This window comes from Pseudomonas boreofloridensis, from assembly GCF_030580795.1.
GTDB classification, from domain to species: domain Bacteria; phylum Pseudomonadota; class Gammaproteobacteria; order Pseudomonadales; family Pseudomonadaceae; genus Aquipseudomonas; species Aquipseudomonas boreofloridensis.
On record NZ_JAUQOQ010000002.1, the window covers coordinates 261,595 to 282,146 of the forward strand.

A 20,552-nucleotide genomic window follows, 5' to 3' on the forward strand; every position below is an offset into this window, starting at 1 on the left:
CCGCTCTGCCAGGAGCGGATTGACTCGCAATGAGGTCACAAACCGCCACGCTCCTGCTCCAGCCACTCCACGAACCGCCCGATCAATGCCCCGCGTCGCTTACGCGGCGGCAGCACCACGTAATAGCCACGCGCCGAGCGCAAGCTGCCGTGCAGTGGCTGGCACAACAAGCCTTGCTCGACCAGCCCATCCACCAGATGACGCCAACCGATGGCCACGCCCTGTCCGGCGATTGCCGCCTGGATCAACAAGGTGTAGTTGTCGAAACGCAGCTGTCCCGGCGGCGGCGGGCTGACCAGGCCAAGCCCGCGAAACACGCCGCTCCAGTCGAACCAGCGGCTCGTTTGCTCGCCGCGTAAGTGCAGCAGCGGTAGTCGTTGCAGGGCCTCGGCTGCCAGCGGTCGGTCTGGGGCCAGGGCAGGGCTGCACACCGGGAACACTTCCTCGTCGAACAACCAGCGGCTCTCGCCATGCTGAAAGCGGCCATCGCCGAACAGCACCGCGACGTCGATGTCCGGCCTCAGCATGGCCTGGCTGCGCTCACCGGTCACCAGACTCACGTCCACCTGTGGATAAGCCTCACGAAAGCGTTGCAGCCGTGGCATCAGCCAAAACGCAGCGAAGGCGAAATCGGTGGCCACCTGCAGCACCTCGTGCTGAGTGCGCCCCGTGGCGTCGGCCACCCCCGCGTCCATCGCCTGCAATGCCCCGTGAACCTGCTCGAACAATGTCTGGCCCGCCTCGGTCAGCTCGATGCCGCGGTAAATGCGGTCGAACAAGCGCGTGGCCAGTTGCAGTTCCAGGCGCTTGATCTGCTGGCTCACCGCCGGCTGGGTAGTGCCCAACTCCAGTGCTGCCGGTGTGAAGCCGCGCAGGCGCGCAGCGGCTTCGAAGACGCGCAAGCTCTCCAGCGACAGTCCCGCCAGGTGATCGAACATAAGCTCAGCTAATCCCAGTCATTGCCCGGCATGGGCTTTACCCACTTTTTCATGGACTTCACTCTTGAACGCAGAGATTACACATAACCTTCAACGATGGAAGGCCCCCATGAAACGACCGAACATCCTCTTCATCATGGCCGATCAGATGGCCGCGCCGCTGCTGCCGATTCATGGCCCGTCCCCCATCAAAATGCCCCACTTGGCGCGCCTGGCCGAGCAGGCGGTGGTCTTCGATTCGGCCTACTGCAACAGCCCGCTGTGCGCCCCATCGCGTTTCACCCTGGTCAGCGGCCAGTTGCCCAGCCGCATCGGCGCCTACGACAACGCCGCCAATTTCCCCGCCGACGTGCCCACCTACGCCCACTACCTGCGCTCGCTGGGTTACCGCACGGCACTGTCGGGCAAGATGCATTTCTGCGGTCCGGATCAACTGCATGGCTACGAAGAACGCCTGACCAGCGACATCTATCCGGCCGACTACGGCTGGGCGGTGAACTGGGATGCCCCCGACGAGCGCCCGAGCTGGTACCACAACATGTCCTCGGTGCTTCAGGCCGGACCTTGCGTGCGCACCAACCAGCTGGATTTCGACGAGGAAGTGGTGTTCAAGGCGCGACAGTACCTCTACGACCATGTGCGCGAGGACGACGGCCGTCCCTTCTGCCTGACCGTGTCGATGACCCACCCGCACGATCCTTACACCATCCCCAAGGCGTACTGGGATCTCTACGAGGCTGTGGATATCCCGCTGCCCCGCGACAGCTACGCCCAGCACGAGCAGGATCCACACGCGCAACGGCTGCTCAAGGTCTATGACTTGTGGGACAAGCCGCTGCCTGTGGACAAGATCCGCGACGCGCGCCGCGCCTACTTCGGCGCCTGCAGCTATGTCGACGACAACATCGGCAAGCTGTTGCATACCTTGGAAGAGTGCGGTCTGGCCGATGACACGATCATCGTGTTCTCCGGCGATCATGGCGACATGCTCGGCGAACGGGGCCTCTGGTACAAAATGCATTGGTTCGAAATGGCTGCGCGAGTGCCGCTGCTGGTGCACGCGCCTCAGCGCTTCGCCGCCGCACGGGTGAGCGCCAGCGTGTCCACCTGCGATCTGCTGCCAACGCTGGTGGAATTGGCCGGCGGCGCTGTGGATAACCAACTGCACCTCGATGGCCGTTCGCTGCTCGGCCATCTGCAAGGGCAGGGCGGGCATGACGAGGTGATTGGCGAATACATGGCCGAAGGCACGGTCGGGCCGCTGATGATGATCCGTCGTGGCGCCTACAAGTTCGTGTACAGCGAAGACGACCCGTGTCTACTCTATGACCTGAGTCACGACCCGCACGAGCGGGAGAACCTCGCCGGCAGCCCGGATCATCAGGCGCTGCTGCAGGCATTTGTCGATGAAGCCCATCAGCGCTGGGATATTCCCACCCTGCGCCAGCAGGTGCTGGCCAGTCAGCGCCGCCGCCGCCTGGTGGGCGAAGCACTGGCCATCGGCAAGCTGAACAGCTGGGACCACCAACCGATGGTGGATGCCAGCCAACAGTACATGCGCAACCACATCGATCTCGACGACCTCGAGCGCAAGGCACGTTATCCACAGCCCGCCCCCCTGGATTGAGAAAAGAGGCCGCCATGCAGATGTTCTCCACCGCCGTACTCGCCATGACCTTGAGCCTGAGCGCCTTGAGCGCCCAGGCCGCCGACGACGACAAGCAGTGCAGCACCGTGAAACTCGCCGACCCCGGCTGGAGCGATATCGCCTCCACCAACGCCATCGCCCGGCTGCTGTTCGAACCGCTGGGCTACCAGGTGAAGATCGAGACGCTCGCGGTGCCGATCATCTACGGCGGCCTGAAGGACGGCAGCGTCGATGCCTTTCTCGGCAACTGGATGCCGGCGCAACAGGGTTTCCATGACAAATTCGTCGCCAGCGGCCAAGTGAAACAATGGTCGCGCAACCTGCAAGGCACCGAGTTCACCCTGGCCGTTCCGGATTACGTGTGGAATGCCGGCATCAAGGACTTCGCCGACCTCAACACGCACGCCGAGGCGTTCGGCAAGAAACTCTACGGCATTGGTGCAGGGGCCCCGGCCAACCTGTCGCTCAAGGACATCATCGAGCAGAACGCCTTCGACCTCGGGCAATGGAAGCTGGTGGAGTCCAGTGAACAGGGCATGCTGTCGCAGGTCGATCGGGCGGTGAAGAACGACAAGTACATCGTGTTCCTGGGCTGGACGCCGCACCCGATGAACGTGAAGCTGAAGATGCGTTACCTCACCGGTGGCGAGAAATGGTTCGGTAGCACAGGCGAGGTATTCACCTTGGTGCGCAACGGTTATCCCCAAGCCTGCCCGAATGCAGCCAAGCTGTTGAGCAACCTGACCTTCACCCTCGACATGGAAAACGCGATCATGGCCGAGGTTGTGGATAAAAAGATCAGCTTCGATCAGGCGGCTCAGCAGTGGGTCAAAGCGCACCCTGAGGTGCTCGACGCATGGTTGGCCGGCGTCAGCGGCAAGGATGGCGGTACGGCGCTGGAGGCGGTGAAGGCCGCAATGCGCTAGGGTCTGTTTCGTGTAGAGGCCAATGAACCTTCGGAATTGTCGATATGCCATGCGTCGCTTGAACCCCCTGCTGCCCTTTTTGGCCTGGCTGCCCCGCCTGAGCGGGCGTAGCCTGCGCCAGGATCTGCTGGTGGGGCTGAGCGGGGCGATTCTCGCCCTGCCGCAATCCATCGCCTACGCCCTGATCGCCGGGTTGCCCGCTGAATACGGGCTGTATGCGGCCATCGTGCCGGTGCTGGTCGCCTGCCTGTGGGGCTCCTCGTGGCATTTGATCTGTGGCCCCACCGCCGCGATCTCCATCGTGCTGTACGCCAGCGTCAGTCCACTGGCCATCGCCGGCAGCAGCGACTACGTCACCTTGATCCTGCTGCTGACGTTCCTCGGCGGCGTGTTCCAGCTCGTGCTGGGGCTGCTGCGGTTCGGCACGCTGGTGAACTTCGTCTCCCATTCCGTGGTGCTGGGTTTCACCCTCGGCGCCGCGGTGGTCATCGCGCTCGGCCAGTTGCCCAACCTGCTGGGCATGCACCTGCCCAGCCAGGCCACCGCGCTGAAAACCGCGCAAGACCTGTTCGAGCACCTGCGCGAGGTGGACCTGCCCTCGCTGGCGCTGGGCCTGGCCACGCTGGCCATCGGGATCGCCCTCAAACTCTGGCGTCCGCGCTGGCCGGCGCTGTTGCTCAGCCTGGTGCTGGTCAGTCTGGTGGCCTGGACACTGCCCGGCTACTTCGGCCATGTGCCCCGCGTGCCGGCCTTCATCGGCCAACTACCGCCGCTGAGCCCGCTGCCGCTGCTGGACCTGGAGCTGATCCTGCGCCTGCTGCCCAGCGCCGTGGCGGTCGGCATGCTCGGCCTGGTGACCAGCTTGTCCATCGCCCGCTCGCTGTCGGCGCGTTCGGAACAGTTGATCGATGCCGACCAGGAAATCCGCGCGCAAGGCTTGTCCAACATGGTCGGCGCGTTCTTTTCGGGGTATCTGTCTTCCGGCTCCTTCACCCGCTCGGGACTGAGCTTCGACGCCGGTGCCCGCTCGCCGATGGCCGGGGTGTTCTCGGCCTTGTGGGTGGCGCTGTTCGCGGTGGTCGGCGCCGGGCTGATCGCCCATCTGCCCATTCCGGCGATGGCCGGCAGCATTCTGCTGATCTGCTGGGGACTGGTGGATCGCCGCGCCATCGCGGCGCTGTTCCGGGTCAGCCGGGCGGAATTCGCGGTCATGGCGCTGACCGCTGCGGCCACGCTGCTCTTGGAGTTGCAGACCGCAATCTATGCCGGGGTGCTGGCCTCGCTGTTCTTCTACCTCAAGCGCACCTCACGCCCGCGCATCCAGCACAGCCGCGAAGAGCAGACGGACGTGCTGCGGGTCGGCGGCTCGATCTTCTTCGGTGCGGCGCACTACCTGCAGGTGCGCTTGCAAGCCTGCCAGGGCCCGCACGTGGTGATTGACGCGCGGCAGATCAACTTCATCGACTATTCCGGGGTGGACATGCTGCACCGTGAAGCACGGCGGCTGCAGCGCAACGGCGGCAGCCTGACCTTGCGCGGCGCCAGGCCCCAGGTGGAGGAGGAGTTGCAGAAGCTGGAGGGGGTGCAGGGGTGCCCCATTCGTTTCCAGGAATGAACCACCCCTGACAGGCTAGCCGCGTGCCAACTGTCGGCGCAGTTCGTCCAGCACCGGCCCGGTCTCGGGCCGAACGCCACGCCACACAAAGAACGCCTCGGCGGCCTGCTCGGCGAGCATCCCCAGCCCGTCCAGCACCTGCACGGCGCCCAGGCGAGTGGCCCACTGGCAGAAGGGCGTAGGCTCTTTGCCATACATCATGTCGTAGCACACCGTGCGCCCGGCCTCGACCAAGGTGTCGGCGATCGACGGCAACTCACCGGAGAGGCTGGCCGAGGTGGCATTGATGATCACATCGACCGGCTCGTGCAACCAGGCGAAGCCGCTGGCCACCACCGGCCCCAACTCGTCGAATTCGTGGGCTAGTCGCTCGGCCTTTTCCACCGTGCGGTTGGCGATCACCAGTGATTGCAGTCGGTGGGCGAGGATCGGCTCCAGCACACCGCGCACCGCGCCCCCGGCACCGAGCACGAGCACGCGCTTGCCCGCGAGGCTGACGCCGGCATTGACCGTCAGATCGCGTACCAAGCCGGCACCGTCGGTATTGTCGCCCTGCAGGCTGCCGTCAGCCAGCTTGCTCAGGGTGTTCACCGCCCCGGCGCGCTGTGCACGCGGAGTGAGGCTGTCGCACAGGCGATAGGCCTCTTCCTTGAAAGGGACGGTGACGTTGGCGCCACTGCCCTGCTTGAAGAAGCCGCGCGCGCAGTCGCTGAAGTCGTCCAATGGCGCCAGCAGCGTGCGGTATTCCAGGTCCTGGCCGGTCTGGTCGGCGAACAGCCGGTGGATCAGCGGCGACTTGCTGTGGCCGATGGGGTTGCCGAAAACGACGTACTGGTCCATGCACTCTCCTCGCTTATCCACAGGTGGGCTGGCCGAGCCAGTCGCGGTCCTGCAGGAAGTAATCGGTCAGGCGCGCTTCCTCGCTGCCGGTCTCCGGTTTCCAGTCATAGCCCCAGCGCACCTGCGGCGGCAACGACATGAGAATCGACTCGGTGCGCCCGCCGGACTGCAGGCCGAACAGCGTGCCGCGGTCGTAGACCAGGTTGAATTCCACGTAGCGACCACGGCGGAACTCCTGGAATTCGCGCTGCTCAGCCGTCCAGGGCATGGCCTTGCGCCGCTGCACGATGGGCAGGTAGGCATCGATATAGGCGTCGCCAATGGCGCGGATGAAGGCGAAGCAGGTGTCGAAGTCCCACTCGTTCAGGTCATCGAAGAACAGCCCGCCGATGCCGCGAGGCTCGCCGCGGTGCTTGAGGTGGAAGTAGCGGTCGCACCAGGCCTTGTAGCGCGGATACACCTCGGCGCCGAAGGGCGCGCAGGCCTGTTCGGCCACCCGGTGCCAGTGAATGCAGTCTTCCTCGTTGCCGTAATAGGGCGTCAGGTCGAAACCGCCGCCGAACCACCACACCGGTTCCTCGCCCTCCTTCTCGGCGCTGAAGAAGCGCACGTTGGCGTGGGAGGTGGGCACGTGCGGGTTGTGCGGGTGAATCACCAGCGACACGCCAAGCGCCTCGAAGCCTCGCCCGGCCAGCTCCGGGCGGTGTGCACTGGCCGACGGTGGCAGGCCAGCGCCGAACACGTGGGAGAAGTTCACGCCGCCTTTCTCGATCACCTGGCCCTCGCCGATCACCCGCGTGCGTCCCCCGCCACCGGCTTCGCGCACCCAGGCGTCCTCGACGAAGCGGGCGCCACCGTCCTCGGCTTCGAGGGCGGCGCAGATGCGGTCTTGCAGGTCGAGCAGGTAGGCCTTCACGGCCTCGGTACGGCGGGTCATCGGATCACCTGGGAGGGGCAGGGTGGAATGGGCGGCGTAGCATACCATCGGCCAAGGCTACGTCGCAGTTGACGGCCGTCAAGCAAAGGCGTCCGATGGAAGACCTTTTGCGACGATGACGACAGGAGAGTGCGATGGCCAAGCGAATCGAGTTCAGCCAGCATGGCGGCCCGGAAGTCCTGCAGTGGGTCGAGTTCGACCCCGCCCCACCGGGACCGCAGCAGGTGCGCGTACGCAACCAGGCGGTCGGCCTGAACTTCATCGACACCTATTTCCGTGGCGGGCTGTACGCGCCGCCGTCCCTGCCGTCCGGGCTGGGCACCGAAGGCGCCGGGGTGGTCGAGGCAGTGGGCGAGGGGGTCAGCCGGCTGCAGGTCGGCGACCGGGTGGCCTATGCGGGCGGCCCGCTGGGCGCCTACAGCGAAGTGCACACCCTGCCGGAAGCGAACCTGGTCAAGCTGCCGGAGAGCATCAGCTTCGAACAGGCCGCCGCCGTCATGCTCAAGGGCCTGACCACCCAGTACCTGCTCAAGCAGACCTACGCGGTGCAGCCGGGCGACATCATCCTGTTCCATGCCGCCGCCGGTGGGGTCGGTTCGCTGGCCTGCCAGTGGGCCAAGGCGCTGGGCGCCAAACTGATCGGCACCGTCGGCTCGGCCGAGAAAGCCGAGCGGGCCAAAGCCTTGGGCGCCTGGGCGACCATCGACTACAGCCACGAAGACGTGGCCCAGCGTGTGCTCGAACTGACCGACGGCAAGAAGTGCCCGGTGGTGTACGACGGTGTGGGTGCCGACACCTGGCTGACGTCCCTCGACTGCCTGCGCCCGCGCGGCCTGATGGTCAGTTTCGGCAACGCCTCTGGCGCCGTCACCGGCGTCAACCTGGGCATCCTGTCGCAGAAGGGCTCGCTGTACGTCACCCGCCCGACACTGGCCACCTACGCCAACACGGCCGAAAACACCCAGGCCATGGCCGACGACCTGTTCGCGATGATCGCCAGCGGCAAGCTGGTGGTGGACATTCAGCAACGCTATCCGTTGAGCGAAGCGGCCAAGGCGCAGGAGGCGCTGTCGGGGAGGCGCACGGTGGGGTCGACGGTGTTGGTGCCGTGACTTCATTTTGATCGAAGCCGATGCCGAGTCGTTCGGCTCGTATCGTGAGCGCCCGTTGTCAATCGTAATGAAAACGACACTGCAATATCGTCAGCTTTCCACCTTCGTAGAAATAAACCAGGCGATGCTCACGAGTAATCCGCCGAGACCAGAATCCAGACAAGTCTCCTTTAAGCGGCTCTGGCTTACCCGTACCTCTAAATGGGGTACGGCAACATTCGCGGATGAGTAAATTGATCGCCTCGAATATCACCGGATCAGCCGCTCGCCAGTGGTGAAAGTCGTCCCATCCTTCCGCAGTGAACGCCACGCTCACAGCGTTTCGTGCCTCAGTCTTGTTGCGCTGCTTTGACTTCATGTTCATTGATGATCAGCTCATGGGCAGAGGGCTCGCCCGACCGAAGCTGCTCGATAGAGGAACGTAGGCGCTTGGCATTAGCTGAAGAACTCAGCAGGTAGAGAGTTTCCTGCATCCCGTTGTAGTCCTCGAGAGATAGCATGACCACAGGTTCACCGCGTTGGCGCGTAATGACTGCGGGTTCGTGGTCACGGCATACGTCATCCATCGTTTGTTTCAGATCGGCGCGCGCTTGGCTAAAGGTGATTACATGCATTATCCAATCCTTCCCGAATAACAGAGGCAAGAGGAGAGCTAACATTGTACAATGTATGGTACAAACATCAATAGGTGCTGTATTGACTTCGTTGCCTATCCAAGAAGGATTTTTCCGCACAGCTTGAGGAGCCTATTGCCAAATGACTCTCCAGAAAACTTCGTAAATTCTGCGAAGCACGTAGGGCCATTCCGTGAAAGCCAACTGTCACTCAGTCCGATGACTCGACGGAGTCCGGCGGTGATTCGATAGCGTCCAGCATCGCTTCCACCAGCCCTTCGGCCATTTCCAGTGAATGCAGGCTCGCCCAGAACAGGCCTCGACCGTCGTCGCGCAGATGGTCGAGGGCCTTGATACCGGCGTCGTAGGCGCAACGTAGGTACAGCGCGACGTGGACGAGTGCGTCGTGGGGGGCGATATCGGGGTTTACGCTGAAGAGCGGAGGGTGGCCGGCGTCGCAGCGGCCGAAGGGGTGGGGAGCCGTTGAAGGTAGCGGCGGGTCAGGTACGATTTTCTTCATGAGGCGCTCCTGAACGTGAAGCTGTCACCTGTCCGTTACCACACGGGTTGGGTGGCAGCTGTACGCGGGGTGGTAAACCGGGCAGGAGGCTTATTCCCGGCAGGCACAAGGCCTCCCGCGCACAGCCGCCATGGCTGTGAACCACCTGAAACATCCGGGTTACCACACCCGATCGCCAACATGTTCGGCGACGATCAGCAGCCTAGAGGGGGACGTTTCCACTGTGAAGGTAATGGCGGCCGACACGCTGCGTAGGATATTTCCCTAAATCAACAATGTCTGACCTGACCATCAGAATCAGAAAGATCGCACCGCTGCGACCTGACCCAACATCGCGCTCAGTCAGCCCGCCCGCACCACCTCGCCCGTCACCAGATCGCGAATCACACTGGGATTCTTGCGCCCGCCCAGCGCGCCACCGAGCACCAGGTCCAGCTCGTTGTGGAAATACTGCTCCACCCGCAACCGGCTCTTGGCCGCCGGGCGACCGGCCGGGTTGGCGGAGGTGGAAATCAGCGGGCCGACCAACGCGCACAGTTCGCCGACCTGGGGATGATCGCTGACCCGCAGCGCCACGGTGTCGTGCTGCCCGGTAACCCATTCGGGCAACAGGTCCTGGTGCGGCACCAGCCAGGTGTTCGGCCCCGGCCAGGTCGCGGCCATGCGGTCGATCCAGTCTTCGGGGAAATCCTCGAACAGAAAGTCGAACTGGCGAATGTTGTCGGCAACCAGGATCAGGCCTTTATCCACAGGCCGCGACTTGAGCGCGAGCAGCCGATACACCGCGTCTTCGTTCCACGGGTCGCAGCCCAGGCCCCAGACCGCTTCCGTCGGGTAGGCGATCACCGCCCCCGCGCGAATCTCACGTGCGGCTTGTTGCACACGCCAACTGCTCACCATTGCTGTCTCTCCGCTTCGATCCCGATGCGGCAGTGTACTTAGCCGCAGCGGGCAAACCAACGTCCGGCTTCGTTGCTGACCCGCCCGATCAGCTCCAGCTCGGTCAGGCGGGCCAGCACCTGGGCCAACGCCAGGCCACTGCTCAGGGCCAATGCCTCGCTGGTCTGCGGGGCGGCGATCAGCAGCGCGAGCAGCGGATCGACAGGTTCGTCCGCAGGCGCCGGCGGCAGGTTCTGCCATCCGCGCAGGCTGTCGACGATCTGCTCGACACTCTCCACCAGCAGAGCGCCGTCGCGGATCAGCTGATGACAGCCCTTGGCGCCGGGATGATGGATGGACCCAGGAATGGCATACACCTCGCGTCCTTGCTCGGCCGCCAGGCGCGCGGTGATGAGTGACCCGCTGGCCAGGCTCGCTTCGACCACCAGCACCCCCAGGGAGAGGCCGCTGATGATGCGATTGCGCCGGGGAAAGTTGCCCGGCTGTGGAACCGCATCCAGCGCGAACTCCGAAACCAGCGCGCCACCGCGCTCCAGGATGTCTCGGGCGAGTACCGCGTGGCGCTGTGGATAAAGTTTTTGCAGGCCCGAACCCAGCACCGCGATGGTGCTCCCCTGCGCGTCCAGCGCGCCGCGATGAGCGGCGCCGTCGATGCCCAACGCCAGGCCGCTGGTGATGGTGAATCCGCCGCGCGCCAGGTGCCGGGAAAAGGCCCTTGCCGTGTCCAACGCCGGTGGGGTGGCACGGCGGCTACCGATCACCGCCAGTTGCGCACGCTCCAGCAGGGCAGGGTCGCCCGCGACGTACAACAGCGGTGGCGCGTCGTCGGTTTCCTTCAACAGCGCCGGGTAGCCAGGGCCGTCCCACATCAGCAAATGCTGGCCCGGACGCTCTAGCCAGGCCATCGTAGCGCTGACGGCGGTGCGCACCTCAGGGCTGCGACGAGCGTCGGCGCAGGCCTGCGCAACGCCCAGCGCCACCCAGGCACGCGCCGGCGCGCTGAGCGCCGAACAGGCACTGCCGAAGGCCTGGATGAGGGTACGAAAGCGCCGCGAGCCGATGTCGGGAAGCAGGTGCAGGCGCAGCCGTGCTTCCAGTTCGGCAGGGGAACAGGGTGCAGCAAACAGGGTATTCATGGCAGATCATCCTTGATCGGCAGGCCGTCATCCACGCCGTACAACCTGTGGATAACTGTGTTGATAATAGTTTGAAAAGCTGTCTATCGATTGCCGCCGATACCCCTCCGAGCTGGAGCGGCGCAGACCCCTGCAGACACTGCCTAAAACCCTAGCCGAGCTTTGCCAGGTGCCGAACGCGCCAATACCCTTTATTATGTGTGCTCAGTTTTCAACCAAACGCACAGTGACTGCCTGACCCCTATGGCCATCTTGAACATCCTCGAATTCCCGGACCCGCGCCTGCGCACCCTCGCCAAACCGGTGACGGCGTTCGACGACGCCCTGAGCCAGCTGATCGACGACATGTTTGAAACCATGTACGAAGCGCCCGGCATCGGGCTGGCCGCTACCCAGGTCAATGTGCACCAGCAGGTCGTGGTCATGGACCTGTCCGAAGACCGCAGCGAACCGCGGATCTTCATCAACCCCAGCGTCGAAGAACTCACCGACGACATGGGTCAGTACCAGGAAGGCTGCCTGTCGGTACCAGGCTTCTACGAGAACGTCGACCGTCCGCTGCGCGTGCGGGTCAAGGCCCAGGGCCGCGACGGCGCGCCCTTCGAGCTCGAAGCCGAGGGCCTGCTGGCGGTGTGCATCCAGCACGAGTTCGATCACCTCAACGGCAAGCTGTTCGTCGACTACCTGTCCCAGCTCAAACGCGACCGGATCAAGAAGAAGCTGGAAAAGCAGCACCGCCAGCAAGCCTGATCCCCACCTTGCAGAAGGCTTGCTCCGGCAAGCCTTCTTCTTTTCTGAAGCGAGAACTCCATGCGCATCGTCTTCGCAGGCACCCCAGAGTTTGCCGCCGAACACCTCAAGGCCCTGCTCGACAGCCCGTACCAGATCGTGGCCGTCTACACCCAGCCTGATCGCCCTGCCGGTCGCGGCCAGAAGCTCATGCCCAGCCCGGTCAAACAATTGGCCGTGGCCCACGACATTCCGGTGCTGCAACCGCCAACCCTGCGCAACGCCGAGGCCCAGGCCGAACTGGCGGCACTGGCGCCGGACCTGATGGTGGTGGTGGCCTACGGCCTGATCCTGCCCCAGGCGGTGCTCGACATCCCGCGCCTGGGCTGCATCAACAGCCATGCCTCGCTGCTGCCGCGCTGGCGCGGTGCGGCGCCGATCCAGCGCGCCGTCGAGGCCGGTGATGCCGAGAGCGGCGTAACCGTGATGCGCATGGAAGCCGGCCTGGACACCGGCCCGATGCTGCTCAAGGTCACCACGCCGATCAGCGCCGACGACACTGGCGGCAGTCTGCACGATCGCCTCGCCCAGATGGGCCCTGGCGCCGTGGTGCACGCCATCGCCGGCCTGGCCGACGGCAGCCTGCACGGCGACGTGCAGGATGACGCCCTGGCCACCTACGCCCACAAGCTGAACAAGGACGAAGCGCGCCTCGATTGGAACCGTCCTGCCCAGGAACTGGAGCGCCTGATCCGGGCGTTCAACCCCTGGCCGGTGTGCCACAGCACCCTGGACGGCGAAACCGTCAAGGTGCTGGGCGCAACGTTATCCACAGGGCAGGGCGCACCGGGCGAAATACTCTCGGCCAGCAAGGACGGCCTGGTCGTCGCCTGCGCCGATGGCGCCTTGAGCCTGTCTCGCCTGCAACTGCCTGGCGGCAAGGCCCTGGCCTTCAGCGACCTGTTCAACAGCCGCCGCGAGAAGTTCGCCAGCGGCAAGGTGCTGGGCCAATGAATCCACGCCTGGCCGCCGCCCGTGCCCTGGCCGCCGTGCTCAGCGGCAAGGCCTCGCTGAACAGCTCGCTGCCGGCGCAACTGGACAAGGTCGAGGACCGCGACCGCGGCCTCACCCAGGACCTGGCCTTTGGCACCGCTCGCTGGCAGCCGCGCTTGGACCTGCTGGCCGCGCAGTTGCTGCAAAAGCCGTTCAAGGCCGCTGACGCCGACGTCCAGGCGCTGCTGCTGGTGGGCCTGTATCAACTGTTCTACACGCGCATTCCGGCCCACGCCGCCATCGGCGAAACGGTCGGCTGCGCCGACAAGCTGAAGAAGCCGTGGGCCAAAGGGTTGCTCAACGCCGTGCTGCGCCGCGCCCAGCGCGAGGGCGAAGCGCTGCTGGCCGACCTGGAGCGCGATCCGGTGGTGCGCACTGCCCATCCGCGCTGGCTGCAGAAGGCGCTCAAGGCCTTCTGGCCGCAGCAGTGGGAAGCCATCTGCGCCGCCAACAACGCCCATCCACCGATGATCCTGCGGGTCAACCGTCGCCATCACAGCCGTGATGCCTACCTGGCCTTGCTCGAGGCCGCCGGTATCGGCGCCAGCGCTTGCCGCTACAGCCGCGACGGCATCGTGCTCGACGCCGCCTGCGACGTGCGCGACCTGCCTGGATTCGCCGAGGGCTGGGTGAGCGTGCAGGACGAAGCCGCGCAACTGTCGGCCGACCTGCTGGAACTGGCGCCCGGTCAGCGGGTGCTCGACGCCTGCTGCGCCCCCGGTGGCAAGACCTGCCACCTGCTGGAGGCCGAACCCGGTCTGGCGCAGATGGTTGCCATCGACCTGGAAGCCAAGCGCCTGGCACGGGTGCGCGACAACCTCGAGCGCCTGCAACTGGACGCCGAGCTGATCGCCTGCGATGCCCGCGACACGGCCAGTTGGTGGGACGGCCAGCCGTTCCAGCGCATCCTGCTCGATGCCCCCTGCTCGGCCACCGGCGTGATCCGCCGCCACCCAGACATCAAGCTGACCCGCCAGGCCGACGACATCGCCGCCCTGGCCGCGCTGCAAGGCGAACTGCTCGATGCCCTGTGGCCCACGCTCGAGGTCGGCGGCATGCTGCTCTACGCCACCTGCTCGAGCCTGCCGACCGAGAATACCGACGTGATCGACGCCTTCCTCGCCCGCACCCCGGGTGCCCGCGAGCTGGACCTGGCGACCGAAGCCGGTGTGCGCCAGCCCCACGGCCGCCAGTTGCTGGCCCAGGAAGGCGGTCACGATGGTTTCTACTATGCCAAGCTGATCAAGATCGCCGCTTCGCGCGGATAAGCACCTGAGGTAGGGAGTAGCCGATGAAGATCATCATCCTCGGCGCAGGGCAGGTGGGCGGCACGCTGGCCGAGCACCTGGCCAGCGAAGCCAACGACATCACCGTTGTCGATACCGACGGCGAGCGCCTGCGCGACCTGGGCGATCGCCTGGACATCCGCACCGTACAGGGCCGCGCCTCGCTGCCCACGGTGCTGCGCCAGGCCGGCGCCGACGACGCCGACCTGCTGGTGGCGGTAACCAACAGCGACGAGACCAACATGGTCGCGTGCCAGGTCGCCTATTCGCTGTTCCACACGCCGACCAAGATCGCCCGAGTCCGCGAATCGTCCTACCTCTCGCGCGAGGAACTGTTCGATAACGATCACATCCCCGTGGACGTGCTGATCAGCCCCGAACAGGTGGTGACCAACTACATCAAGCGCCTGATCGAGCATCCCGGCGCCTTGCAGGTCATCGACTTCGCCGACGGCAAGGCGCAACTGGTCGCGGTCAAGGCCTACTACGGCGGGCCGTTGGTGGGCCAGCAACTGCGCCAGATCCGCGCCCACATGCCCAATGTCGATACCCGGGTGGCAGCGATCTTCCGCCGCGACCGCCCCATCAAGCCCCATGGCGACACCGTGATCGAGGCCGACGACGAAGTGTTCTTCATCGCCGCGAAGAAAGACATCCGCGCGGTGATGGGCGAGCTGCGGCGCATCGACGAGACCAACAAGCGCGTGGTCATCGCCGGCGGTGGACAGATCGGCGAGCGCCTGGCCGAAGCCATCGAAAGCCGCTACCAGGTGAAGATCATCGAGATGAATCCGGCACGTTGCCGGTATCTGTCCGACACCCTGGAAAGCAGCGTGGTGTTGCAGGGTAGCGCCTCGGACAAAGACCTCATGCTCGAGGAGAACATCGCCGAAGCCGACATCTTCCTGGCGCTGACCAACGACGACGAGGCCAACATCATGTCGTCGCTGCTGGCCAAGCGCCTGGGCGCACGCAAGGTCATGACCCTGATCAACAACCCCGCCTACGTCGATCTGGTGCAGGGCGGCGACATCGACATCGCCATCAGCCCGCAACTGGCGACCATCGGCACGCTGCTGGCACACGTGCGCCGTGGCGACATCGTCAGTGTGCACTCCCTGCGCCGAGGCGCTGCCGAAGCCATCGAGGCGGTGGCCCATGGCGACGCCAAGTCGAGCAAGGTGGTCGGCAGGACCATCGCCGACATCAACCTGCCGCCAGGCACCACCATCGGTGCGATCATCCGTTTCGACCAGGTGCTGATCGCCCATGATGATCGGGTGATCGAGTCAGGCGACCATGTGATCCTGTTCGTTGTGGATAAAAAACACATCCGCGACGTGGAGAAGCTGTTCCACGTCGGTCTGAGTTTCTTCTAGCCGGAGGCCCACACATGCGCGAATCATTGGAAAAGATGCTGGCCAAGGGTGTGGATAACCCCCTGCTGCGGTTCGGCCTGGGCAAAGCGTGGCTGGATGAGGGCAATGGCGCCGAAGCCGCCGTGCACCTGGCCCAGTGCGTGGCGCAGGACCCGAAGTACTCGGCGGCGTGGAAGCTGCTGGGCAAGGCGTATCAACGCGAGGGCGACCTGGCAGCGGCGCGCCAGGCCTGGGAGGAGGGCATCGCCGCAGCGCAGGCCCACGGCGACAAGCAGGCCGAGAAGGAAATGACGGTGTTTCTGAGGAAGCTCGACAAGGCGTGATCTAGCGGGGGCCTGTACGGCCCCCCTGGATCAATACCAACGCGGCTCGCCGGCCGGGCGCTTCTTGAAGCGCTTCATGCTCCACATGTACTGGCTGGGGTACTCACGCACATAACGCTCCACCACCTTGCTCATCGCCGCCGCCGCCACGTTCACATCGGCGCTGTACATGTCGTCTGGCGCCGCCTCCAGGAACACCTTGAACCCGGAACCATCGGGCAGGCGCAGGGCATGCAGGAACACCCCCACGGCCTTGCCTCCGGCGAGCATGTTCGGCACGAACTTGCTGGTCAGCGCCTGGGTGCCCAGGAAAGGCACGAATACCCCGGCCGACTCGGCCGGCTCAGGGTCGGCGGGAATGCCCACCTGGCCGCCGCGACGCACTTCCTTGATCACGCTGAGGATGCCTTCCTTGGTGGACGGCGCCACGCGGTTGCCCATCTGCACCCGCTGTTCGCGCAGCAGGTCGTCCACCGCCTTGAGCTTGGGCGGACGGTAAAAGATGATCGGTTTGCACTGGTTGCAATAGAAGTGGTTCAGCACTTCCCAGTTGCCCAGGTGGCTGGTGATGCCGACCACGCCCTTGCCGGTGGCCAGCGCCTGCTCCAGCACCTCCAGGCCGTGCACTTCCTTGACCAGCGCCAGCGATTGCTGCGGCGGGCGAATCCACGCCCAGGCGCTCTCGACGAACGACTTGCCGATGTCCTTCAGGGCCAGGCCGACCAGTTGCTCACGCTCGACTTCCGGCATGCTCGGGAAACACTTGGCCAGGTTGATGCGCACCACGTTGCGCGAGCCGTTGGGGACCTTCCACATCAGCCAGCCGATACCGGCGCCCACGCGCTGCACGGCGCTCCAGGGCAATTTGGCGAACAGGCGCAGCACCCCGACCATCAGGGCGCCCTTGAACTTTTCCACAGGCGATTCCTTATTTCTGCAAGGCGGGCATTGTAACGCCTCAGTGCGCCAGCGCGGGGTAGCGATCGCAGTCGGTGGTGTGGTCCATGACCATGCCGGTGGCCTGCATGAAGGCGTAGCAGATGGTCGGTCCGACGAAGGTGAAGCCCTTTTTCTGCAGGGCCTTGCTCATGGCCTTGGCCTCGTCGGTGACGCTGGGGATATCGCCGCGGCCCTGGGGATGGTTGATCTTCGGCTCGCCGCCGACGAACGACCACAGCCACTGGCCGGGGTCTTCCAGCGCCAGCCAGGCGCGGGCATTGCGGCGCACCGCATTGAGCTTGAGGCGATTGCGGATGATGCCCGGGTCGAGCATCAGTTCCTCGATGCGCGCATCGCTCATCTCGGCCAACCGATGGGGGTCGAAGCCCTCCAGCACCTGTCGATAGCGCTCGCGTTTCTTCAGCACCGTGATCCACGAAAGGCCCGCCTGGAACCCTTCGAGCAAAAGCATCTCGAAGAGCAACGCCGGGTCGCGCTGCGGGGTTCCCCATTCCTGGTCGTGGTAGGCCTGGTACAGGGGATCGTCGGTACACCAGAAGCAGCGTGGCATAAGGCTCCAATTACGTAGAGGGCGAGGCGAATCGGGTTATACTCCCGCTCTTTACATCCGCATCCCCAGATACAGGTGAATTTCGTGAGCCAGCCTACGCCAGCCGTGCGTACCTTCCAAGACCTGATCCTCGCCCTGCAGAACTACTGGGCCGAGCAAGGTTGTGTGGTACTTCAGCCCTACGATATGGAAGTAGGCGCCGGCACTTTCCACACCGCCACCTTCCTGCGCGCCGTGGGCCCGGAGACCTGGAACGCCGCCTACGTGCAACCCAGCCGTCGCCCTGCCGACGGACGGTACGGCGAGAACCCCAACCGCCTGCAGCACTACTACCAGTTCCAGGTCGTCCTCAAGCCGAACCCGGCCAATTTCCAGGAACTGTACCTGGGCTCGCTCAAGGCCATCGGTCTGGATCCGCTGGTCCACGACATCCGCTTCGTCGAAGACAACTGGGAATCGCCGACCCTCGGCGCCTGGGGTCTGGGCTGGGAAATCTGGCTCAACGGCATGGAAGTCACCCAGTTCACCTACTTCCAGCAGGTCGGCGGCATCGAGTGCTATCCGGTCACCGGCGAAATCACCTATGGCCTGGAACGCCTGGCCATGTACATCCAGGGCGTCGACTCGGTGTATGACCTGGTCTGGGCCGACGGTCCGTTCGGCAAGGTCAGCTATGGCGACGTGTTCCACCAGAACGAAGTGGAACAGTCGACCTACAACTTCGAGCACGCCAACGTCGAGAAGCTGTTCGAGCTGTTCGACTTCTACGAAAGCGAAGCCAACCGCCTGATCAAGCTGGAGCTGCCGCTGCCGACCTACGAAATGGTCCTGAAGGCGTCGCACACCTTCAACCTGCTCGACGCCCGCCGCGCCATCTCGGTGACCGAGCGCCAGCGCTACATCCTGCGCGTGCGCACCCTGGCCCGCGACGTGGCGCAAAGCTATCTGCAAGCCCGCGCACGCCTGGGCTTCCCGATGGCCACCCCCGAACTGCGTGATGAAGTACTGGCCAAGCTGGAGGCTGCACAATGAGTGCGCAAGATTTCCTGGTTGAACTGGGCACCGAAGAGCTGCCACCCAAAGCCCTTGCCACCCTCGGCGACGCCTTCCTGGCCGGCATCGAGAAAGGCCTGCAGGCCGCCGGCCTGAACTACACCGGCAAGTCGGTGTACGCCGCGCCCCGTCGCCTGGCCGTGCTGATCCGCCAGCTCGACGTGCAGCAGCCCGACCGCAGCATCAACATCGACGGCCCGCCCCGCCAGGCCGCATTCGACGCCGACGGCAATCCCACCCAGGCCGCCCTGGGTTTTGCCAAGAAATGTGGCGTGGAGCTCGCGGAAATCGACCAGAGCGGCGCCAAGCTGCGCTTCTCCCAGCACATTCCGGGCAAGGCCACCGCCAGCCTGCTGCCGACCATCGTCGAGGACTCGCTCAACGACCTGCCGATTCCCAAGCGCATGCGCTGGGCCGCCAGCCGCGAAGAGTTCGTGCGTCCGACCCAATGGCTGGTGATGCTGCTGGGCGACCAGGTCGTCGATTGCACCCTGCTGTCGCAGAAAGCCGGCCGCGATTCGCGCGGTCACCGTTTCCACCACCCGGAAAACGTGACCATCAGCGCCCCGGCCAACTACGTCGAGGACCTGCGCAAGGCCTATGTGCTGGCTGATTTCTCCGAGCGCCGCGCGCTGATCGCCAAGCGCACCGAAGAACTGGCCCGTCAGCAGGAAGGCACGGCCATCGTGCCGCCCGCCCTGCTGGACGAAGTGACCGCGCTGGTGGAATGGCCGGTGCCGCTGGTGTGCTCGTTCGAGGAACGCTTCCTCGACGTGCCCCAGGAAGCGCTGATCACCACCATGCAGGACAACCAGAAGTACTTCTGCCTGCTCGACAGCGAAGGCAAGCTGCTGCCGCGCTTCATCACCGTGGCCAACGTCGAGAGCCGCGATCCGCAGCAGATCGTGCACGGCAACGAGAAGGTGGTACGTCCACGCCTGACCGACGCCGAGTTCTTCTTCAAGCAAGACAAGAAGCAAAAGCTGGAAACCTTCAACGAACGCCTGAAGAACGTGGTGTTCCAGGCGCAGTTGGGCACGGTCTTCGACAAAGCCGAGCGGGTGTCCAAGCTGGCGGCCTACATCGCGCCGTTCATCGGTGGCAGCGCCATCAATGCCGGGCGCGCGGGCCTGCTGTCCAAGTGCGACCTGGCCACCGAAATGGTCGGTGAATTCCCTGAAATGCAAGGCATCGCCGGTTACTACTACGCCGTCAACGATGGCGAAGCGCAGGACGTCGCCCTGGCCTTGAACGAGCAGTACATGCCGCGCGGTGCCGGCGCCGAGTTGCCCGAGACCCTCACCGGGGCCGCCGTGGCCATCGCCGACAAGCTCGACACCCTGGTCGGTATCTTCGGCATCGGCATGCTGCCCACCGGCAGCAAAGACCCCTACGCCCTGCGACGTGCCGCGCTGGGTGTGCTGCGCATCCTGATCGAGAAGCAGCTCGACCTGGACCTGACCGCAGCGGTCGAGTTCGCGGTCAAGCAGTACGGCGCCAAGGTCAAGGCTGCGGGCCTGGCCGAACAGGTGCTCGAATTCATCTTCGACCGCTTGCGTGCGCGCTATGAAGACGAAGGCGTGGACGTGGCCACCTACCTCTCGGTGCGCGCCCTGAAACCGTCGTCGGCCCTGGACTTCGACCAGCGCGTGCAAGCCGTGCAGGCCTTCCGCAAGCTGCCCGAGGCCGATGCCCTGGCCGCCGTGAACAAGCGCGTATCGAACCTGCTGAGCAAGGCCGAAGGCGCCATCGCCGAGCAGGTGGAGCCGAAGTACTTCGACAACGCCAACGAGTTCTCGCTGTACTCGGCGATCCAGCAAGCCGACCAGGCCGTTCAGCCCATGGCTGCAGCCCGTCAGTACCGCGAGTCGCTGGCGCGCCTGGCCGCGCTGCGCGACCCGGTCGATGCCTTCTTCGAGGCAGTGATGGTCAATGCCGAGGACGCCAAGGTGCGCGCCAACCGCTATGCCTTGCTCAGCCGCCTGCGCGGTCTGTTCCTGGGCGTCGCCGACATCTCGCTGCTGGGGTAAGCC

Annotated in this window: 21 protein-coding genes; 11 read left to right on the forward strand and 10 right to left on the reverse strand. The window is 64.8% G+C overall.

What is annotated here, in order from left to right:
* Nucleotides 1-35: 35 nt before the first annotated feature.
* The gene (locus tag Q6A47_RS03405) at nt 36-938 is read right to left on the reverse strand and encodes a choline sulfate utilization transcriptional regulator (protein ID WP_304483020.1); all 903 of its coding nucleotides are present in this window, start codon (nt 936-938) and stop codon (nt 36-38) included.
* A gap of 109 nt (nt 939-1,047) precedes the next feature.
* Between Q6A47_RS03405 and betC the strand changes: the two genes are divergently transcribed.
* Genes betC through Q6A47_RS03420 form a run of 3 tightly spaced genes read left to right on the forward strand, consistent with a single transcriptional unit; the run spans nt 1,048 to nt 5,127 of the window.
* Complete coding sequence (gene betC, locus Q6A47_RS03410) at nt 1,048-2,565, forward strand: choline-sulfatase (RefSeq protein ID WP_304483022.1); 1,518 nt, start codon at nt 1,048-1,050, stop codon at nt 2,563-2,565.
* Nucleotides 2,566-2,579: 14 nt separating this feature from the next.
* A complete protein-coding gene (gene choX / locus Q6A47_RS03415; protein WP_039582119.1) occupies nt 2,580-3,512 on the forward strand; it encodes a choline ABC transporter substrate-binding protein in 933 nt (310 codons plus the stop codon).
* 49 nt (nt 3,513-3,561) lie between these two features.
* On the forward strand, nt 3,562-5,127 hold the full coding sequence (locus Q6A47_RS03420; protein WP_304483024.1) for a SulP family inorganic anion transporter: 1,566 nt from the start codon (nt 3,562-3,564) through the stop codon (nt 5,125-5,127).
* 15 nt (nt 5,128-5,142) lie between these two features.
* On the opposite strand, the gene aroE is transcribed toward Q6A47_RS03420, so the two are convergent.
* Together aroE and hemF are read right to left on the reverse strand one after the other, a co-directional pair.
* Nucleotides 5,143-5,967, reverse strand: a complete 825-nt coding sequence (aroE, locus tag Q6A47_RS03425) for a shikimate dehydrogenase (RefSeq protein ID WP_304483025.1) — start codon at nt 5,965-5,967, stop codon at nt 5,143-5,145.
* A 13-nt stretch (nt 5,968-5,980) separates the two neighbouring features.
* Nucleotides 5,981-6,904, reverse strand: coding sequence for an oxygen-dependent coproporphyrinogen oxidase (gene hemF, locus Q6A47_RS03430; RefSeq protein ID WP_304483026.1), 924 nt, complete (start codon nt 6,902-6,904; stop codon nt 5,981-5,983).
* A gap of 134 nt (nt 6,905-7,038) precedes the next feature.
* Here hemF and Q6A47_RS03435 point away from each other — a divergent pair, with 134 nt between their 5' ends.
* A complete protein-coding gene (locus tag Q6A47_RS03435) occupies nt 7,039-8,016 on the forward strand; it encodes an NADPH:quinone reductase (RefSeq protein WP_116889917.1) in 978 nt (325 codons plus the stop codon).
* Between the two features lie 58 nt (nt 8,017-8,074).
* Here Q6A47_RS03435 and Q6A47_RS03440 read toward each other — a convergent pair whose 3' ends face one another.
* From Q6A47_RS03440 to dprA, 5 genes are all read right to left on the reverse strand, one after another.
* A complete protein-coding gene (locus tag Q6A47_RS03440; RefSeq protein WP_304483028.1) occupies nt 8,075-8,380 on the reverse strand; it encodes a Txe/YoeB family addiction module toxin in 306 nt (101 codons plus the stop codon).
* Nucleotides 8,346-8,630 carry a type II toxin-antitoxin system Phd/YefM family antitoxin gene (locus Q6A47_RS03445; RefSeq protein ID WP_304483029.1) on the reverse strand — a complete coding sequence of 95 codons (285 nt, stop codon included), beginning with the start codon at nt 8,628-8,630 and terminating at the stop codon, nt 8,346-8,348. The genes Q6A47_RS03440 and Q6A47_RS03445 overlap by 35 nt, the downstream gene beginning before the upstream one ends.
* Nucleotides 8,631-8,841: 211 nt before the next feature.
* Nucleotides 8,842-9,150 carry a DUF3077 domain-containing protein gene (locus tag Q6A47_RS03450; RefSeq protein ID WP_304483030.1) on the reverse strand — a complete coding sequence of 103 codons (309 nt, stop codon included), beginning with the start codon at nt 9,148-9,150 and terminating at the stop codon, nt 8,842-8,844.
* Between the two features lie 342 nt (nt 9,151-9,492).
* The gene (gene tsaC, locus Q6A47_RS03455) at nt 9,493-10,050 is read right to left on the reverse strand and encodes an L-threonylcarbamoyladenylate synthase type 1 TsaC (protein ID WP_039582134.1); all 558 of its coding nucleotides are present in this window, start codon (nt 10,048-10,050) and stop codon (nt 9,493-9,495) included.
* A gap of 38 nt (nt 10,051-10,088) precedes the next feature.
* Nucleotides 10,089-11,186, reverse strand: a complete 1,098-nt coding sequence (gene dprA, locus Q6A47_RS03460) for a DNA-processing protein DprA (protein WP_304483032.1) — start codon at nt 11,184-11,186, stop codon at nt 10,089-10,091.
* Nucleotides 11,187-11,429: 243 nt separating this feature from the next.
* Between dprA and def the strand changes: the two genes are divergently transcribed.
* The 5 genes from def to Q6A47_RS03485 are packed head-to-tail and all read left to right on the forward strand — an operon-like array spanning nt 11,430 to nt 15,956.
* On the forward strand, nt 11,430-11,936 hold the full coding sequence (gene def / locus Q6A47_RS03465; RefSeq protein WP_304483034.1) for a peptide deformylase: 507 nt from the start codon (nt 11,430-11,432) through the stop codon (nt 11,934-11,936).
* Between the two features lie 60 nt (nt 11,937-11,996).
* Complete coding sequence (fmt, locus tag Q6A47_RS03470; RefSeq protein WP_116889923.1) at nt 11,997-12,929, forward strand: methionyl-tRNA formyltransferase; 933 nt, start codon at nt 11,997-11,999, stop codon at nt 12,927-12,929.
* Nucleotides 12,926-14,236 carry a 16S rRNA (cytosine(967)-C(5))-methyltransferase RsmB gene (gene rsmB, locus Q6A47_RS03475; protein WP_039582145.1) on the forward strand — a complete coding sequence of 437 codons (1,311 nt, stop codon included), beginning with the start codon at nt 12,926-12,928 and terminating at the stop codon, nt 14,234-14,236. The genes fmt and rsmB overlap by 4 nt, the downstream gene beginning before the upstream one ends.
* A 23-nt stretch (nt 14,237-14,259) precedes the next feature.
* Nucleotides 14,260-15,633: a Trk system potassium transporter TrkA gene (gene trkA, locus Q6A47_RS03480; protein ID WP_039582147.1), complete on the forward strand. Its 1,374-nt coding sequence runs from the start codon at nt 14,260-14,262 to the stop codon at nt 15,631-15,633.
* Between the two features lie 14 nt (nt 15,634-15,647).
* Nucleotides 15,648-15,956 carry a tetratricopeptide repeat protein gene (locus Q6A47_RS03485; RefSeq protein WP_304483035.1) on the forward strand — a complete coding sequence of 103 codons (309 nt, stop codon included), beginning with the start codon at nt 15,648-15,650 and terminating at the stop codon, nt 15,954-15,956.
* Between the two features lie 30 nt (nt 15,957-15,986).
* Here the strand turns inward: Q6A47_RS03485 and Q6A47_RS03490 are convergent, their stop codons facing one another.
* Both Q6A47_RS03490 and Q6A47_RS03495 read right to left on the reverse strand, forming a co-directional pair.
* Complete coding sequence (locus tag Q6A47_RS03490) at nt 15,987-16,874, reverse strand: lysophospholipid acyltransferase (protein WP_304483037.1); 888 nt, start codon at nt 16,872-16,874, stop codon at nt 15,987-15,989.
* A gap of 40 nt (nt 16,875-16,914) precedes the next feature.
* Nucleotides 16,915-17,466 (reverse strand): DNA-3-methyladenine glycosylase I, encoded by a 552-nt coding sequence (locus Q6A47_RS03495; RefSeq protein WP_029615042.1) that lies wholly within the window; start codon nt 17,464-17,466, stop codon nt 16,915-16,917.
* Between the two features lie 84 nt (nt 17,467-17,550).
* Between Q6A47_RS03495 and glyQ the strand changes: the two genes are divergently transcribed.
* Nucleotides 17,551-18,498 carry a glycine--tRNA ligase subunit alpha gene (gene glyQ, locus Q6A47_RS03500; protein ID WP_029615043.1) on the forward strand — a complete coding sequence of 316 codons (948 nt, stop codon included), beginning with the start codon at nt 17,551-17,553 and terminating at the stop codon, nt 18,496-18,498.
* Nucleotides 18,495-20,549 carry a glycine--tRNA ligase subunit beta gene (gene glyS, locus Q6A47_RS03505; protein WP_295485443.1) on the forward strand — a complete coding sequence of 685 codons (2,055 nt, stop codon included), beginning with the start codon at nt 18,495-18,497 and terminating at the stop codon, nt 20,547-20,549. Before glyQ ends, glyS begins: the two co-directional genes overlap by 4 nt.
* Nucleotides 20,550-20,552: the final 3 nt, after the last annotated feature.

Bases quoted from the DNA above. Each gene is read 5' to 3' on its own strand.
- Q6A47_RS03405 (WP_304483020.1), bottom strand. From the start codon at position 938: ATGTTCGATCACCTGGCGGGACTGTCGCTGGAGAGCTTGCGCGTCTTC.
- betC (WP_304483022.1), top strand. From the start codon at position 1,048: ATGAAACGACCGAACATCCTCTTCATCATGGCCGATCAGATGGCCGCG.
- choX (WP_039582119.1), top strand. From the start codon at position 2,580: ATGCAGATGTTCTCCACCGCCGTACTCGCCATGACCTTGAGCCTGAGC.
- Q6A47_RS03420 (WP_304483024.1), top strand. From the start codon at position 3,562: ATGCGTCGCTTGAACCCCCTGCTGCCCTTTTTGGCCTGGCTGCCCCGC.
- aroE (WP_304483025.1), bottom strand. From the start codon at position 5,967: ATGGACCAGTACGTCGTTTTCGGCAACCCCATCGGCCACAGCAAGTCG.
- hemF (WP_304483026.1), bottom strand. From the start codon at position 6,904: ATGACCCGCCGTACCGAGGCCGTGAAGGCCTACCTGCTCGACCTGCAA.
- Q6A47_RS03435 (WP_116889917.1), top strand. From the start codon at position 7,039: ATGGCCAAGCGAATCGAGTTCAGCCAGCATGGCGGCCCGGAAGTCCTG.
- Q6A47_RS03440 (WP_304483028.1), bottom strand. From the start codon at position 8,380: ATGAACATGAAGTCAAAGCAGCGCAACAAGACTGAGGCACGAAACGCT.
- Q6A47_RS03445 (WP_304483029.1), bottom strand. From the start codon at position 8,630: ATGCATGTAATCACCTTTAGCCAAGCGCGCGCCGATCTGAAACAAACG.
- Q6A47_RS03450 (WP_304483030.1), bottom strand. From the start codon at position 9,150: ATGAAGAAAATCGTACCTGACCCGCCGCTACCTTCAACGGCTCCCCAC.
- tsaC (WP_039582134.1), bottom strand. From the start codon at position 10,050: ATGGTGAGCAGTTGGCGTGTGCAACAAGCCGCACGTGAGATTCGCGCG.
- dprA (WP_304483032.1), bottom strand. From the start codon at position 11,186: ATGAATACCCTGTTTGCTGCACCCTGTTCCCCTGCCGAACTGGAAGCA.
- def (WP_304483034.1), top strand. From the start codon at position 11,430: ATGGCCATCTTGAACATCCTCGAATTCCCGGACCCGCGCCTGCGCACC.
- fmt (WP_116889923.1), top strand. From the start codon at position 11,997: ATGCGCATCGTCTTCGCAGGCACCCCAGAGTTTGCCGCCGAACACCTC.
- rsmB (WP_039582145.1), top strand. From the start codon at position 12,926: ATGAATCCACGCCTGGCCGCCGCCCGTGCCCTGGCCGCCGTGCTCAGC.
- trkA (WP_039582147.1), top strand. From the start codon at position 14,260: ATGAAGATCATCATCCTCGGCGCAGGGCAGGTGGGCGGCACGCTGGCC.
- Q6A47_RS03485 (WP_304483035.1), top strand. From the start codon at position 15,648: ATGCGCGAATCATTGGAAAAGATGCTGGCCAAGGGTGTGGATAACCCC.
- Q6A47_RS03495 (WP_029615042.1), bottom strand. From the start codon at position 17,466: ATGCCACGCTGCTTCTGGTGTACCGACGATCCCCTGTACCAGGCCTAC.
- glyS (WP_295485443.1), top strand. From the start codon at position 18,495: ATGAGTGCGCAAGATTTCCTGGTTGAACTGGGCACCGAAGAGCTGCCA.